Origin of the sequence: Bradyrhizobium sp. 23, from assembly GCF_023073295.1 — a bacterium.
In the GTDB taxonomy this organism is placed as follows: Bacteria; Pseudomonadota; Alphaproteobacteria; order Rhizobiales; family Xanthobacteraceae; genus Bradyrhizobium; species Bradyrhizobium canariense_D.
The window spans coordinates 10,567-24,012 of the sequence record NZ_JADPJF010000027.1; the positions used below are offsets into that span (position 1 = coordinate 10,567).

General features: G+C 62.2%; 19 protein-coding genes and 2 pseudogenes. 14 read left to right on the forward strand and 7 right to left on the reverse strand.

What is annotated here, in order from left to right; translation table 11 throughout:
- Window positions 1–128 precede the first annotated feature (128 nt).
- From IVB32_RS03915 to IVB32_RS03945, 7 genes are all read left to right on the forward strand, one after another.
- On the forward strand, window positions 129–641 hold the full coding sequence (locus IVB32_RS03915; RefSeq protein ID WP_247342058.1) for an MOSC domain-containing protein: 513 nt from the start codon (window positions 129–131) through the stop codon (window positions 639–641).
- Entirely contained in the window at window positions 642–1,592 is a 951-nt protein-coding gene (locus IVB32_RS03920; protein ID WP_247360210.1) for a PDR/VanB family oxidoreductase, read from the forward strand.
- A gap of 88 nt (window positions 1,593–1,680) precedes the next feature.
- On the forward strand, window positions 1,681–2,214 hold the full coding sequence (locus IVB32_RS03925) for a helix-turn-helix domain-containing protein (protein WP_247385366.1): 534 nt from the start codon (window positions 1,681–1,683) through the stop codon (window positions 2,212–2,214).
- A gap of 10 nt (window positions 2,215–2,224) precedes the next feature.
- Window positions 2,225–2,692, forward strand: coding sequence for a tripartite tricarboxylate transporter TctB family protein (locus tag IVB32_RS03930; protein WP_018456533.1), 468 nt, complete (start codon window positions 2,225–2,227; stop codon window positions 2,690–2,692).
- Window positions 2,693–4,246 (forward strand): tripartite tricarboxylate transporter permease, encoded by a 1,554-nt coding sequence (locus IVB32_RS03935; RefSeq protein ID WP_247342049.1) that lies wholly within the window; start codon window positions 2,693–2,695, stop codon window positions 4,244–4,246.
- Window positions 4,247–4,613: 367 nt separating this feature from the next.
- Entirely contained in the window at window positions 4,614–4,766 is a 153-nt protein-coding gene (locus tag IVB32_RS03940) for a rubredoxin (protein WP_247360295.1), read from the forward strand.
- 66 nt (window positions 4,767–4,832) lie between these two features.
- Window positions 4,833–5,477 (forward strand): FMN-binding negative transcriptional regulator, encoded by a 645-nt coding sequence (locus IVB32_RS03945; protein WP_247360208.1) that lies wholly within the window; start codon window positions 4,833–4,835, stop codon window positions 5,475–5,477.
- 537 nt (window positions 5,478–6,014) lie between these two features.
- Here the strand turns inward: IVB32_RS03945 and IVB32_RS03950 are convergent.
- Genes IVB32_RS03950 through IVB32_RS03960 form a run of 3 tightly spaced genes read right to left on the reverse strand, consistent with a single transcriptional unit; the run spans window position 6,015 to window position 6,838 of the window.
- On the reverse strand, window positions 6,015–6,176 hold the full coding sequence (locus IVB32_RS03950) for a hypothetical protein (RefSeq protein ID WP_247360206.1): 162 nt from the start codon (window positions 6,174–6,176) through the stop codon (window positions 6,015–6,017).
- Window positions 6,177–6,222: 46 nt separating this feature from the next.
- Window positions 6,223–6,582 carry a hypothetical protein gene (locus IVB32_RS03955; protein WP_247360204.1) on the reverse strand — a complete coding sequence of 120 codons (360 nt, stop codon included), beginning with the start codon at window positions 6,580–6,582 and terminating at the stop codon, window positions 6,223–6,225.
- Window positions 6,583–6,592: 10 nt separating this feature from the next.
- Window positions 6,593–6,838, reverse strand: a complete 246-nt coding sequence (locus IVB32_RS03960) for a hypothetical protein (protein WP_083926426.1) — start codon at window positions 6,836–6,838, stop codon at window positions 6,593–6,595.
- A 985-nt stretch (window positions 6,839–7,823) separates the two neighbouring features.
- Between IVB32_RS03960 and IVB32_RS03965 the strand changes: the two genes are divergently transcribed.
- Window positions 7,824–8,012, forward strand: coding sequence for a hypothetical protein (locus IVB32_RS03965; protein ID WP_247409880.1), 189 nt, complete (start codon window positions 7,824–7,826; stop codon window positions 8,010–8,012).
- Here IVB32_RS03965 and IVB32_RS03970 read toward each other — a convergent pair.
- A complete protein-coding gene (locus tag IVB32_RS03970) occupies window positions 8,009–8,257 on the reverse strand; it encodes a hypothetical protein (protein WP_247360201.1) in 249 nt (82 codons plus the stop codon). The two genes, IVB32_RS03965 and IVB32_RS03970, sit on opposite strands and share 4 nt — an antisense overlap.
- 700 nt (window positions 8,258–8,957) lie before the next feature.
- Between IVB32_RS03970 and IVB32_RS03975 the strand changes: the two genes are divergently transcribed.
- Window positions 8,958–9,371, forward strand: coding sequence for a hypothetical protein (locus tag IVB32_RS03975; RefSeq protein ID WP_247360294.1), 414 nt, complete (start codon window positions 8,958–8,960; stop codon window positions 9,369–9,371).
- Window positions 9,372–10,078: 707 nt separating this feature from the next.
- Here the strand turns inward: IVB32_RS03975 and IVB32_RS03980 are convergent.
- Together IVB32_RS03980 and IVB32_RS03985 are read right to left on the reverse strand one after the other, a co-directional pair.
- Window positions 10,079–10,231 (reverse strand): hypothetical protein, encoded by a 153-nt coding sequence (locus IVB32_RS03980; protein ID WP_247360199.1) that lies wholly within the window; start codon window positions 10,229–10,231, stop codon window positions 10,079–10,081.
- A gap of 534 nt (window positions 10,232–10,765) precedes the next feature.
- Window positions 10,766–10,870: pseudogene (locus tag IVB32_RS03985) on the reverse strand (DNA ligase); the annotation flags it as partial.
- Window positions 10,871–11,150: 280 nt separating this feature from the next.
- Between IVB32_RS03985 and IVB32_RS03990 the strand changes: the two are divergent.
- The 5 genes from IVB32_RS03990 (at window position 11,151) to IVB32_RS04005 (ending at window position 12,790) form a co-directional block, all read left to right on the forward strand.
- A complete protein-coding gene (locus IVB32_RS03990; protein ID WP_247360196.1) occupies window positions 11,151–11,462 on the forward strand; it encodes a hypothetical protein in 312 nt (103 codons plus the stop codon).
- Window positions 11,463–11,740: 278 nt separating this feature from the next.
- The gene (locus IVB32_RS03995; protein WP_247409882.1) at window positions 11,741–11,908 is read left to right on the forward strand and encodes a hypothetical protein; all 168 of its coding nucleotides are present in this window, start codon (window positions 11,741–11,743) and stop codon (window positions 11,906–11,908) included.
- Window positions 11,850–11,972 carry a carbohydrate porin gene (locus tag IVB32_RS42980; RefSeq protein ID WP_346016174.1) on the forward strand — a complete coding sequence of 41 codons (123 nt, stop codon included), beginning with the start codon at window positions 11,850–11,852 and terminating at the stop codon, window positions 11,970–11,972. Before IVB32_RS03995 ends, IVB32_RS42980 begins: the two co-directional genes overlap by 59 nt.
- A gap of 77 nt (window positions 11,973–12,049) precedes the next feature.
- Entirely contained in the window at window positions 12,050–12,190 is a 141-nt protein-coding gene (locus IVB32_RS42985) for a carbohydrate porin (protein WP_247360293.1), read from the forward strand.
- Between the two features lie 138 nt (window positions 12,191–12,328).
- Window positions 12,329–12,790 (forward strand): hypothetical protein, encoded by a 462-nt coding sequence (locus IVB32_RS04005; protein WP_247360194.1) that lies wholly within the window; start codon window positions 12,329–12,331, stop codon window positions 12,788–12,790.
- Window positions 12,791–13,056: 266 nt separating this feature from the next.
- Here the strand turns inward: IVB32_RS04005 and IVB32_RS04010 are convergent.
- Window positions 13,057–13,446: pseudogene (locus IVB32_RS04010) on the reverse strand (hypothetical protein); the annotation flags it as partial.

A 13,446-nucleotide genomic window follows, 5' to 3' on the forward strand; every position in this document is an offset into this window, starting at 1 on the left:
GTCGCGGAGGCGATGACGACCAAGGGACCGGTCGTCATCGAGGTGCGATCAGACGTGCGCCAGACCCTTGACAAATCGCTCGCCGCATCACGTTGAGACCAGTTCGGATTAAGGCCCATGGAGAGAACATGATGGACGCGACCGCAATCGATGAGCCCGAGGTCACCATGTCCTGGCAGGGCGTCGTCCGCTTTTTGCACAAGACCCCGCGTGCCTTTTTGCCGATGCGCTCGTTTCCCTCGCTCGAGCTCGTCGCTGGACGCGGTATCGAGGGCGATCGATATTTCGCCGGCCAGGAAACAGGATTCTACTCCCACAAGCCGGAGGAGGGGCGGCAGGTCACCCTGTTCGAGATGGAGACGCTCGAGGCCCTGCAACGCGACCACAAGATTGAGTTGCTGCCCGAGGAACATCGCCGGAACGTGACCGTCGAAGGCGTCCCGCTGAATCATCTCGTCGGCCGTCGCTTCCGGCTCGGAGAAGCGATTGTCGAGGCGACCCGCCTTTCAACGCCGTGCCGGCACATCGAGGAGATACTCGGCAAGTCCGTCTTCGATCCGTTGATCAACCGGTCGGGGCTGAACTGCAAGATCATCGCAGGGGGCACGCTACGCGTAGGCGACGCCGTGAGGCCGATCTAGATGGCGAAGGCGATCAAGACGGTCTCCACCGTCGTCTCGAAGGTCGAGGATCTCGGCAACGACACCAAGCGCTTCACGCTGGTCGACCAGGACGATTGGGAGCTGCCACCCTTTCGGGCCGGGGCCCATATCGACGTTCACCTGGAGCAGGGTCTCGTCCGGACCTATTCGCTCTGCAATGAACCGGACGATGATCGGCGCTACGTGATCGCGGTGAAGCGCGAACGCGAAGGCCGCGGCGGCTCGAACTTCCTGCACGATCGCGTGGAGGCGGGACAGCCGATTTCCGTCTCGCTGCCGCGCGGCGGGATCGCACTGCTCCAAGAGGCGACAAACGTATTCCTCGCGGGAGGCATCGGCGTGACCCCGTTCATCTCCGCAATTAGGCATCTCGAGCGCCGAGGGCGCTCGAACTACGTGCTGCACTGGACCAGCCGCGGACGACCGGTCCTGACCGACATGATTGAGCCGGCAATCGGAGCAGGCCGTGTCCGCCTGTACGACACAACCGTGCAGGCCAAGCCCGTCGTCGCCGCGATCCTCGCGGAATTCGCTAGATCTGGCCTAGCGGCCTGCTGCGGACCCGCGGCGATGCTGAAGGCTTTCGAAGATGCCGTTTCGGCCTGGCCGGAAGAGCGCAAACACATTGAAATGTTCACCCCGCCCAAGGCCATCGCCCGAAGCGACGTGCCTCCCTACGAGCTGTATCTGTCGGCGAGCCAGAAGCTTGCAACTGTCACGCCAGATGTTGGTCTTCTCGGAACGCTCGATGCCCTCGGCGTCGACGTCCCCGTGTCCTGCGGCGGCGGCATCTGTGGCGCCTGCCGCACGCGCTGGACCGAAGGGCCCCCCATCCATCGCGATCGCGTGCTTTCGCCTGCTGAGCGGCAGAATGAGCTCATCGTCTGCGTCGGCGATTGCGCCGGACAACGGCTAGTGCTGGATCTGTGATCAGTCGGCCGCCCCTTCCAGGGTTTGAATCGTCGGTTGTTTGGTGCGAGATCGATGCGGGCAATAACTTGGGAAAGAGCCGAGCGCAATGACACTCAACCTCAAATTCCTTCGCGTGCAGAGCGGCATGACGCTGGAGCAGCTTGCCGCCGATTCCGGTCTGACCCGCAGCTATCTTTCCAAGCTGGAACGCGGGCTCTCTTCTCCGTCGATAGGCTCCGCGCTCAAGATCGCCGCGGCTCTCGGAACGACCTTAGACCGCTTCTACGGCCAGCCGGACGACCACGACCCGATCACGATTGTCCGCGCGAAGAACGGGAAGGCCGGCGACGTCGACACGCACCTGTCGCTAGTCGCCGGTCTGGCTCCCGACCGCACCATGCGCGCCTTTATCGTGCGACCGACCAAGACGGCGAAACGCGGTCGCATCATGAGTCACCACGAAGGTGAGGAAATCCTGTTCATTCTCTCCGGCCGGATCGAGCTCGTCATCGGAAAGCGCAAGGAGACATTGAAGCCGGGCGATTGCGTCCAGTTCGACTCCACGATTCCGCACAAACTGACGCAGGTGTCTTCCGAACCAGCCTCGGCGCTCGTCGTGATAGCGACCAAAACTAACTAGAGGTGCCGATATGCCGATGATGCTGCGGAAGAAGGACTTCTACGCCGGGCTGCTCATGGTGCTACTGGGCGCCGGGATCGGCGTCAACTCAGCAACATATTCGCTCGGGACCTTCGCGCACGTGGGACCGGGCATGTTTCCGTTGATGCTCGGCCTCATGATGGTTCTCGTCGGAGCCCTGATCTTCGTCACCGGATTGGCGACGCCTCTCGAAGAGGGAGAGCGCGTCTTGCCCGCGGCGATGGAATGGCGTGGCTGGGCCTGCATCCTCGCGGGTCCTCTGATGTTCGTCCTCTTCGGCCTCTATTTCGGAATGGCCGCGGCCACCTTCATGTGCGTCTTCGTCTCCGCGCTCGGCGACAGGACCGCCACGCTGAAAGGATCAGCCGTCCTGGCCGCGGTCGTCGCGGTCGTCGGCTGCCTCCTCTTTTCCTACGTGCTCAAGGTTCCTTTCCCGCTGTACCGTTGGGGGTTTTAGATGTTCGCGAGCGCGCTTTCCGATCTCTGGTACGGCTTTGGTGTCGCTTTCGAGCCGCAGAATTTCATGTGGTGTTTTGTCGGCGTCCTCGTAGGTAACATGGTGGGCGTCCTGCCGGGAATGGGGCCACTCGCCACCATCTCGGTGCTGCTGCCGCTGACGTTCGGCATCAAGCCGGTCGGCGCCATCCTGATGCTGTCAGGGGTTTTCTATGGGGCCCAATACGGCGGCGCGATCTGTTCGATCCTGCTCAATTTACCGTGCCATCCGCCGCACGCGGTGACGTGCCTCGATGGGTTTCCGCTGACGAAGCAGGGCCGCGGCGGTGCGGCGCTCGGCATCACGGTCCTATCGTCGTTCGTCGGCGCTTCCTGGGGCATCCTGGAAATGATCTTTCTGGCTCCGGTGCTGGTGAAGGTCGCGCTGGAGTTCGGTCCAACTGAAATATGCTCGCTGATGCTTCTGGGCCTGCTCGCCGGTTCGACGCTGGCGAAAGGCTCGCCTCTCAAAGGCATCGCCATGACGTTGCTCGGCCTGTTTCTAGGAATCGTGGGAACGGATGTCGAGACCGGCTCGGAGCGCTTCACCTTCGGCATCCCGAATCTCCTCGACGGCATCGAACTCGTCGGACTCGCTCTCGGCCTATTTGGTATCGCCGAGTTCATGAAGAGCGTGAACCAATACTCTGAGGTGAACACGCGCTATTCGAAAGTCGGCTTGCGCGATCTGCGCCCATCACGCGACGAACTGCGCCGTTCCATCCCTGCGATGTTGCGCGGCACCGTCATCGGGAGCCTTTGCTCGCTCATTCCGGGAACGGGACCAACGATCGCTTCCTTTATCTCCTACGCAGCCGAGAAAAAGATTTCGAAGACGCCGGAGAAGTTCGGCACCGGCATGATCGAAGGCGTCGCCTGTCCAGAGGCGTCGACGCATTCGTCGGTACAGGGCGACTTCATTCCGACAATGAGCCTTGGTATTCCCGGGGACGCAGTCATGGCGCTGATCCTGGGTGCGCTGATGATTCAGGGCATCGTACCCGGTCCCCAACTGATCAAAGAGCACCCCGACATCTTTTGGGGCCTGATCGCGAGCTTCTGGATCGGCAACGTCATGCTGGTCTTGCTCAACGTCCCGCTGATAGGGCTGTGGGTGAAGCTCCTCATGATTCCGTATAAATATCTCTATCCAAGCGCGCTGTTCTTCGTCGCGATCGGCGTCTACTCGACCAACAACGACATGTTCCAGGTTGGCGAGACCGTCGTCGTTGGATTGATCGGCTATCTACTCCTGCTGCTCGATTTCCACCCGGCCTCGATCCTCCTCGGCTTCGTGCTGGGGCCACGACTTGAGGAGAACTTCCGCCGTTCGCTGCTGGTCTCGCGCGGTGATGCCATGATTTTCGTCGAGCGGCCGATCAGCGCGTTCTTTCTTTTTCTTTGCGTGACGCTTCTGGCGGCGCAGGTCTATGTGCGTTTGCGCAAGCCGAAGGCTCTTGCGGCGCTCGACAATGCGGAGGGGAACGCCGTCTCGACCGCCCGGCCTGCCGAGTGAGCTTCATTCGTTCAAGAGCAGGTCGCTTCGCCGGCCAATAAAGACGACAGGCACTCCAGGCAACAAGAGCCCCAAGATGAGTCGTATCTCGACGAACGCGCCACCCGCGCGATGGCGCAGCATCGGCACGCCAGCAAACGCAAGGTGCAGGTGATGATCACGATCGGCGAAACAAAGGGAAAAGTAGTATCGCAGGCAAGAAACTGGTCCGGTAAACTGCAGTTATCTGGCACTGTTGGATAGGCCAGCCTTGCCCTAAATCGAACTCGTGAACCCTGCCACAGGAATAGGGGAAGTTGTCATGAGCAACGAAACTGCTCACGTGAACACGGAAATCGCAGGCGCTGCGCCCGTCTACAAGACCTGGATGTGTGCGCTGTGCGGGCTCATTTACGACGAGCGAGACGGATGGCCTGACGAGGGCATTCCGCCCGGCACCCGCTGGGAGGACGTGCCCGCAGATTGGATCTGCCCCGACTGTGGTGCTGGCAAGAGTGAATTCGAGATGACCGAGGTCTGAACCAAACCTGTTGATGCTGCGCGACCCAAGGGTGCACAGCGTTCCCGCAATAGCCAAGGAGTTGTCATGTACGTCCCTCCGCACTTCGTTGAGGCTCGCGCCGAGGTGCTTCACGATCTCATTGAAAATAATCCGCTCGGCATCCTCTTTACGAACGGGAAGAGTGGACTCGACGCGAATCATATTCCGTTCGAACTGCATGCGCACGAAGGTCAGCAGGGCGTGCTTCATTCGCATGTGGCTCGTGCGAACCCTGTTTGGCAGGATCTCGCCACCGGTGATGAGGTTCTGATCGTCTTCCGCGCCGCGGATGCCTACATCGCGCCGAACTGGTATCCGAGCAAGGTCGAGTTCAAGAAGCAGGTCCCGTCGTGGAACTACATGGTTGCGCATGTGTACGGACGTGTCACGATCCGCGATGATGAGCGTTACGTCCGCGGCATGGTCGCGCGCCTGACGCGCATTCATGAGGCGAAACAGGCCAATCCTTGGAAGATGACCGACAGCCCCAAGGACTACATCGACACGATGCTCAAGATGATCGTCGGCATCGAGATCGAGATCACACGCCTGGTCGGCAAGTCGAAGCTCAGCCAGAACAAAGAGGTCCGGGATATCGTCGGCGCCGGCAATGCCCTGAAGGCACAGGCCAACATGATCGGCGACGCGATGCTGGCCGTTGCCGCCGTCAAGGCGGAGCAGGCCTCATAGCCAGAGATCTCAAAAAAACCCATCGCGGCGACGCCGATCGTCGATACCGCAACGATCTCCGATCGAAACACCTCGGTTGACCTGCTCATTTTGGCGGCCTTGCGCTCCAACTGCAAAGCAGAGTGCAGCTCTTAGCAGGCAATCAGTTAAGGGCTATCGAACTCTCAGCGGCCCTCGCATCGAATAGAGCGAGCGGAAGTGATCGGGGTTGTCGACCCAGTTCGATATAGGTCTCCATGACACGCCGCAGCTGGGCCTCGCTGTTGGAATGTCGCGCGCGCAAGCCAGTCAATGGCGGGCTCTCCCTGAGTCGCCCTTTAGCTTCCGTGGTCATTGTCGCTGCAATTGTCTGCTCGTCCCTATCCTGCCGCAGCGGCCAGGGCGGCATTCGGTCGATTGGGCTTCGCAGCCAACGGCCGTGTAGCTCAACTTCATACGGGAGGTCGCCTGTTCCCCGTTCTCGGACATCGGGCAGCGATCGCGTCGCGAGCTGACCTGCTAATGCACGGCTTCTGACGGTTGCCCTGGCCAGACCGTCTATTCCGGCACGTCAGCTCTCGGCCGCGGATGCACCCTCGCGTCAACCAAGACCTCGGTGATAGCGTCGCGGAGGCCGTCGCGATCCAGGATGCGGTGCAGCCAATCGACCGTGGTCTGCGCGTCGTCCTCGCGTGTCAGGTAGTTGGCCAGCGCGTTCATCGCGTCGTCATAGCTCTGCTCGAGGCGGCGGTCAGGGGCGCCATGCTCACACAGCTCCGCGCAGTGGAAGTGCCAGTTGGACAGCAAACGGCCGGGTAGCATTCGCTTCGATGAAGGCGCGCAGGGCTGGCGTGATCTCGGCGTTGCCCGCGGCGCGCTCACCAAGCTCATCTGCGACCTCGCTGGTGGCGTCGCGCGACCAGCCATCAACGGCGTTGAAAGCCACGATCCGGACCGGATAGGCGTACTGGCCCGTGATGAGGTCGCGGATGATCGTCGCGAAGTCGGTGTCCTGCTCGTCGGTCTCGCGCCATGAGCAGCCGGCCCGGGCACCGAAATCCTCCAGGACGAGGTAGATGTCCCGGTCGAGCCGATCCAGCGGCACGATGGACGGCGCATGACGCATGACGCAACTCCTACTGCGAGAAAGGCAATCCTGCTGACGGTCGTTCGTTCCGGGATCGGCTCGGCCCTGAAGATGGCATTGCTGCGAGTTGCAGCGTCAAGCCGACTATCTCGACTCGACCGCTGACGAGCAGCCGTTCGACAACCGCGTCGCTGATCACCTTGGTGCCGAAGCGCCAGCCACCGCGCGGGCGACGTTCAAATGGGCCATGTTCAAGCAGACGCAGAAGATAGCGCAGGTTCGTCCGATCCATCATTGAGTAGCCTCGCCCCAGTGCCGGCGGCGGGATCGTCCTTTGACACGCGCCCAGAGTCAATCGTGGGCGGCACGATCATGGAGGTTGCAGCCGGAGTTTTGTCGCGGGCAGGCAAAACGTAGGTCTGCCATGTCACTGCGCGAACGGCCTCAAGAAGCCGCTTAACATTCAGGTGCTTGATCGGCATCAAGGTCAGCCCTGCCGATCCTGTACGGTGCGGCCTTGTAGCCGAACAACTCCTTTCCGGCTGCTGAGCGATCGGCCCGTCCTCCAGGGTAGTACACCGGGCCCGTTCTTTAAGGCCATTGATGGAACCTCTGGTTCCTCTGGAACTTGTCCTACCCCGGACGCCTTAGCGCCGATTATTGTCCGGGATGGAATGGCGGCCCCAGCCTGCAGCCCCCCGCTGGGGCCGTTTTGTTGCCCGCTGGGCGGGCGGAGGGCACCGCAAGCTCCACGAACGCCATAAGAAAACGCCGCCCGCTTGAAATGAAGCGCAGGCGGCGGCGTTCCAGCCCCGAGAGGGATTAGCAAAATCCCGGACATTCATTCGTCTGAACGGTCAGCGTAAAGGTTCAGGTGGCGGAGCGCTGGCCAGCGCGGGACCACAGCTAGGGCGGCAACGCCATATGGCCGGCTCTTAGCAAGCTCCGGCTTGCTATCCTGGGCATGGCCATAGCTGCTCTTGTACTGGGCTCAGCCAGTCTTGCAGATTAGCAGCAGACACGGGCTGGAGGCCGCTGGGGCAATGAGACAGGCACGCTACCCCCTTGATGGGCGGGGTCGATGAACCCCGGGAAGGGCGCGTTGCCGCCGATGGTGTTCTCCTCGCGCGACGACTGGACAACTTCTCGCCGATCACTGCAGCAGCGCGGTACGCGCACTCCGGCGACGCGCAATGGCTGGGCCTGCGCAGCTGCAGCACGTCGAGAGCGCAAGCGTAGATATGGGCGACGATCAAGGACGCGATGACGGAGGCGTGGGATTGGCCGTACGGCAAGCGGCTCAAGGCGATGATCCCGACCTTGCTGCCCGCGAGCAATATGGCCGATTGCAGCTTGGCCAGGCGGACCGTGATCGTGTTCTGGCCATCAACGCTGCGACCGTCGATCGCCTGCTCATCGAGGTGAAGATCGCGGCGAGCGGCGGCAGGCGGCGGCGTGCCCGACGCTAGTCGGCAATCGGCGCGAGGTCCCAGTCCGCACGTTGAGCGACTGAAACAGCCCGCGGCCCGGCTTCTGCGAGGTTGATATGGTAGCTCATGACGGCACGTCGGTGGCTGGCTCGTTCATCCAGACCCTGACGATGGTCGTTGGTGACGCTGGAATGTTCGCTGGCGGTGGAGGCGATCAACAGCGCGCAGAGCCTCTTCCCCTGGCTCAGGCGCGGCGTAGACTTCGACGACGACAGCATTTTCATGAACGATGTCGTCGCGCCATGGTATCGCGAGCAGAAACTCGAAGTCACACGCTCACCCGCGGACTCCCGGCATTCGTCGAGCAGAAGAATGGTGCCTCGTCCGTCCCTGATGGGCTACGGCCGCGTTCAAGGGCGTCGAGACGGCGCGCGCCATGGGCCGTGATCCAGTCGCTAGCGGCGTGGCTTTGACAGGCAGGGCGGGCCGCACCCCTCATCCCACTTTTCCGTTAGCCAAGTACAGCAGACCCTGTACAGCAACCAACAAGCATAGACGACGTCCGCCGAGTAGCACTGGCCCGCAGACATCTGTCCCTGCGCGACGTAATGCCGAAGCGTCGGGCCTGGCTGCACGTTGAAGACGCGGTTCATTTCTTCAGCCTCAGATAGGTCTCGGTGTTGGACAGCCGAATGAAGCTGTGAGCCGCATCCGGTTGCCCGATGAGGCCTGCGGGAACGGTCGCGAAGACCGTTTTCGGCCCCCGGCCGCCCGGTAAGCGGAGGACGCCGAGCGGCCCTTTGGGCCGAGCCCGCCGCCGGCGAGCTTGGCGGGGCAAGCCTAATGCTTCGGTCTTGGCATTTGCAAGGTCGGTGCTGAGCGGGAGGAAAGCCCAGAATGCGGGTTCCCTTCCCAATTCGTTCTGGACAGCCGCATGGTCCGATGTAGGCTCATCATCATATTTTAATGATTTCGTTGCGGAGTGTGGCGTTGAGTTTTCAGCTCACCATCCTCAAGGTTCTGGACGGCCATCCCAGCGGCCGGGCGACGCTCGAAGAGCTGAAGCGCTATCTTGCCGTGCTCATGACCAGCGGACCGGAATGGACGGCGCGGATGAAGCGCATGGAGACCTGTGCCGGCGGCAGCGTGGACATCTTCGGCAAGAAGCTGATTGTGCGCGAGGCTGGCGAGTGGCGCATAACCGACACGGGCAGGGCCTTTCTCGCCGCGCTGGAGCGTCCACCAGCCGAGCACGAGCCGACACTTGATGAGTTGATCGATGACGCGCCGTCGAGGGGTCCCCCGCCGCTTTCCAATACGCCGCAACGTCGCGTCAATGATCGCAAGGGGCGTCCCGGGAGAAGGGGGCGGACGCCACGAGAGCGCCGGTCGGCGTAGACCAGGAGGAGTGACGATGACCAACGTGCTTCCTTGGTACGCGGGACTTGTTGTCTGGATCATCATCATGGGCCTGGCAGTCGGTATTCTGGCAGCGGCCATGCATGATCATCGTGTCAGGCGGTAAAAACGGAGACAGGGTTGACGCGATCGACGCAAACCACGGATCCTGTTGGGCGACATTGGCAAGGCTCGCCACGACGACGACCTGGCTGACAATTACCTCCGCGGCGGCGGCGTCGCGGCGATCTGGATCGACGGAGGCCGGGCACACCGGCGCGGCGGACGATGCGACCGCCGACGACCAGCCGGCCGCATCGTCTGTTGCTGCATCCGCGGCGATCACTTCCGCCTCAGCTATCGCCTGTACGATTGGAAGCACTCCGTCCAGGCAAGCCCCTTGTCATCGCGCGTAAGCTCGAGGAGATGGTGGCCAGGCTCTCTGGAGGGCGCTCGCGCCGCGGTGGCGGCCTTCCACGCTGCCATCGAGAAGATGGAGGCCATGCGGCGAACTGTTCGACTTCAAGGCCGCGTTCAAGGCCGCCCGGAACGTGGACCCAACCATCCGCTACTAGGATTACCTGCGCGCCCGAAGGCGGCTATCCTGGATGGCGACCGAGGCGCAGCGGTAAGGCTGTCGTCAGGTTTTGCGCCTAATCACATACTAGCCGTCTTCTTCACCAAACCCCGTTGTGCCCATTCACTTTTCAGACGAAACCCCTCTTGATCAAATTGACTTGCCGTCCCGTCTTCGCAATGCGCTCGAGATCGAGGGCGTCAAGACTGTCGGCGAGGTCCGGAACATGGCCGATGCCGATCTGCTGAGCTTCCAGAACCTTGGCGCCGCCTCCGTTCGCCATCTGCGTCAACTATTCGGAGCTTCGCGAAGCGACCCACCTCGAAAAGGACGTGGCGGCGGCTGACCCGGGAGCGGCGCGCGAGGCGAACGCCGGACCGCTCTTTCAGTGTCCTCGCCGAGAAGGCTGCGGCGGCCCACGCGCATATTGGCGCCTGGCCCTCGGGTTGCATGGCGGCGAGGGCGTCGAGCTCGGCGCCCTTGTCCGGCGACGTCCCGGCGACGCGGTCAAGGTCAGGCCCGAGTGCCTTGGCGCGGGTCGCGCCGCGAGCGAGGGCTGTCCGAGATCGTTCGCTCTTCGCGGCGTATCGTCGGAAGGCTTTCGGTTTCAAAACACGAACTTGGGATTTAGATCGGCGGTCGCCACGCCTCTTTGTCTCCGAATGGATCGCTTTGTAAGCCGCCTTCCGTTCACGATCAGCTTCGCCCGCTGCTTGGGTGTCAGGTACCTTCGCCAAGATCATCCGCGCGCTGTTTCATCTCAGTCTTTGCCGACTCGAGGACGTGATCGGCGGCTTCCTTGACGCCGGTGATCGCATTCGAAGCCGTGGTCGACCGCGCCGGCATAGATGAACTCATCACCCTTCTGCCGGCCGACATAGACGCCATCCCAGCGGCTGCCGCCCAGGGCGAACCCAGCGATCTTTCATCGGCCTATTCGGGTGTGGGGTATCATGCACTCCTTCATCGGCATCTCCGAGGCCCAACGTCACCGTCCAACTTTCCGTCGGCGCCACCGTCAGCACCGTAGTCGCCGCGCATGCGGGCCGTTGCTATCGTGGCCGCCAGCAGGCATCGCGACATCTTTCTCCATGCCCGAACTCCTCGATCGGCACATTGGGGCCGAAGGGGAAAGACCGGTGTATGTTCCGAGCATGGAACGTCGCCCGTCGCTGCGCAGTTGAAGAATCGGGAGCTGCTCCATGAGCCTTAAACGACGGGTCGAAAATCTTGGACCCTACCAATCGTTATTTCTATTGGCGGTGCCGACGGCGACCGTAGAGCCGTTGAAATTGGTCGCGGTCGCCGTTGCCGGGGAAGGTCACTGGATCGCCGGGACGGCGATGATCGCAACGTGCTATCTTCTCAGTCTGGTCGTGCTCGAACGGCTCTTCGTCATCGTCAAGCCAAAACTGCTCACCATTCCGTGGTTTGCCAAGCTTTGGACGGCAATCCTCGCAGTGCGCACATGGTTCGTCGCGGCGTTCCGAAGGATGCGTGCAGGCACGAGTTGAGTTGCCGCTTGCTCAAGGGCAGGTCGATCACGACGGAGACCCAAGGCGACCTCGGTCCTGGTGATCCGCAGGAGCGGAACGCTACGGCGGTGATTCTCACGTCAACCATCCGCCCCTTCTGCTCGGGCACGTCCGGTACGCCTGGAACAACAAGGGCGATCCGGACTGACAGCCCAATCAAGTTCGGAGGCTGGCGGCACTTCGCCTCGTTCGCCGATCAGTGGCGGGGCTCGAACGGCGTATCGTTTGCCGCCTGCCAACGGCGCGAGCCCCTTCTAATGTCGCGCGATCTCGGCAGCCGGGCGGTCTTCAAGCAGCAGATCGATCCCGTCCCGCATAACGATGATCGCGGGATCGCCAGGGTTGCCGGCGGCGGCGCCGACCGCAATGCTATCGATCTCTACGCCGGGCCTCGAGCTCGTCGGTTTGCGCGCCAACCGTCCTGACGACAAGTTCGGCATCGCAGCCGGTTATGCTCACGTCTCCGAGCGGGCGCAGCGCTCGAATTGAATTATCGGGCGCGAGCTCATCCAAATTGGCGGGTGCGAAGGTTCGAACGACTTCTGGCCGCACTCCATTAAATTAAAATTAAGGACGCCTGGACCGTTCAGCCCAATTTCCAATACACCGTCCATGCCGGCGGCGGTGCCACGCTTCCGGGGCCCGCTCGCTGTAAGGCCCTGAGGAACGGCTCGGCGTTCGGTCTCAGGACCACCTTGAATTTTTGAGACGACGGGAAACTGCGCTAAGTTGAGCCGCGCCGCTACTGAAGAGCTTGCAGTTGCAAGCAAGCCCCGGGATACCAAACGGCTTTACCCGTCGTTCGTCTCTCCCGCCTAAGTTCTGAAGGGGGTAGGACAATCTCGATGGATTTATTCGCGCGACTACGTGCCGCGTTCGCCGTGGGCGATACACGGATCCGCTGTCGTTCGCTGGTCGTCGAGCAATTCCGGATTTTGCGAAAGCAGGTTCCAGTTCTCTACGCTGTGCTGCTGGTCGATAGTATCAGTGTAGCCCTGGTCCTCCCCCTAACTGTATCGGCCTGGCTAAGATTCGGCCTGCCAACCGCTCTCCTCGCGCTGTGCCTGCTCTGGTTGGTTCAGTGGCTCCGTTTGAAAACCGTCGATGTCACGCCGGAGCAGGCGCACCGTGAGCTCAGGCGGACTCGCGTTATCGCCGTGGTACTCAATGCAGGGTTCAACTTCTGGATTGTCGCGCTGTTCGCGACCGTCGATCCGGCCTTCGCGCGCCGATCGCCTTGCTCGTCTTCATGGGGTGCATCGGCACGGCCTACCGCCTCGGCAGCGTTCCAGCGGCGTCCCTGCTGACCATGCTGATTGCCGGCACCCCGATCGCGACCGTGCTGCAAAGCCGCCAAGATTGCTGAGCATGCCGCTCAGGGAATCCTCGGCGCCTCCCGGCTGACCGGAGATAGCGTTGCGAGCCATGTCCGCCAGCTTGTCCCGATTTTGGTAACCGGCGATTGCGAGTACACCCAAGAGCGGTCATCGATGGCATTCCGCCTCCTGAGCTCGACGATCGGCAACATACGAATGAAAAAGGGCGACCCGCCTGGGGCGGGCCGCCGGCTCATTCATCGCATTCCGGTGCCGTAGAGTTGGCGTTCTCTGCGGACCTCCTCCGCCCCGTAAGGCTTGGCGGAGGGATCGTAGCTCTTCCACCCGGCCTTCTGCCAGGCTGCGCTTCGGTCGCGCAGATTGACGGCGGACTGGTTCAGGATCGCTTCGTATCGCGCGCGGTCCGCATCCGGCACACGAGCCGAAACCAGCGTGCCGCCGCGCCTCACACCTTCGGCGTAGAGTGGTGCTTCCTCATCGGATACGCCGGCCTGCGTCAATGCCCCGACGACTCCGCCCGTCGCGCCGCCGGCAACGGCTCCGAGCGCGGTGGACGCGAGCCATCCGGCCGCCACTACCGGACCGAGGCCGGGGATAGCCAACAAACCAAGGCCCGCCAACAAGCC

What these genes read in the sequence shown, in the direction of transcription:
- IVB32_RS03915 (WP_247342058.1), top strand. Translation starts at nt 129, where the DNA reads ATGATGGACGCGACCGCAATCGATGAGCCCGAGGTCACCATGTCCTGG.
- IVB32_RS03920 (WP_247360210.1), top strand. Translation starts at nt 642, where the DNA reads ATGGCGAAGGCGATCAAGACGGTCTCCACCGTCGTCTCGAAGGTCGAG.
- IVB32_RS03925 (WP_247385366.1), top strand. Translation starts at nt 1,681, where the DNA reads ATGACACTCAACCTCAAATTCCTTCGCGTGCAGAGCGGCATGACGCTG.
- IVB32_RS03930 (WP_018456533.1), top strand. Translation starts at nt 2,225, where the DNA reads ATGCCGATGATGCTGCGGAAGAAGGACTTCTACGCCGGGCTGCTCATG.
- IVB32_RS03935 (WP_247342049.1), top strand. Translation starts at nt 2,693, where the DNA reads ATGTTCGCGAGCGCGCTTTCCGATCTCTGGTACGGCTTTGGTGTCGCT.
- IVB32_RS03940 (WP_247360295.1), top strand. Translation starts at nt 4,614, where the DNA reads ATGTGTGCGCTGTGCGGGCTCATTTACGACGAGCGAGACGGATGGCCT.
- IVB32_RS03945 (WP_247360208.1), top strand. Translation starts at nt 4,833, where the DNA reads ATGTACGTCCCTCCGCACTTCGTTGAGGCTCGCGCCGAGGTGCTTCAC.
- IVB32_RS03950 (WP_247360206.1), bottom strand. Translation starts at nt 6,176, where the DNA reads ATGAACGCGCTGGCCAACTACCTGACACGCGAGGACGACGCGCAGACC.
- IVB32_RS03955 (WP_247360204.1), bottom strand. Translation starts at nt 6,582, where the DNA reads ATGCGTCATGCGCCGTCCATCGTGCCGCTGGATCGGCTCGACCGGGAC.
- IVB32_RS03960 (WP_083926426.1), bottom strand. Translation starts at nt 6,838, where the DNA reads ATGATGGATCGGACGAACCTGCGCTATCTTCTGCGTCTGCTTGAACAT.
- IVB32_RS03970 (WP_247360201.1), bottom strand. Translation starts at nt 8,257, where the DNA reads ATGAAAATGCTGTCGTCGTCGAAGTCTACGCCGCGCCTGAGCCAGGGG.
- IVB32_RS03980 (WP_247360199.1), bottom strand. Translation starts at nt 10,231, where the DNA reads ATGGCGAACGGAGGCGGCGCCAAGGTTCTGGAAGCTCAGCAGATCGGC.
- IVB32_RS03990 (WP_247360196.1), top strand. Translation starts at nt 11,151, where the DNA reads ATGAGCCTTAAACGACGGGTCGAAAATCTTGGACCCTACCAATCGTTA.
- IVB32_RS03995 (WP_247409882.1), top strand. Translation starts at nt 11,741, where the DNA reads ATGTCGCGCGATCTCGGCAGCCGGGCGGTCTTCAAGCAGCAGATCGAT.
- IVB32_RS42980 (WP_346016174.1), top strand. Translation starts at nt 11,850, where the DNA reads ATGCTATCGATCTCTACGCCGGGCCTCGAGCTCGTCGGTTTGCGCGCC.
- IVB32_RS04005 (WP_247360194.1), top strand. Translation starts at nt 12,329, where the DNA reads ATGGATTTATTCGCGCGACTACGTGCCGCGTTCGCCGTGGGCGATACA.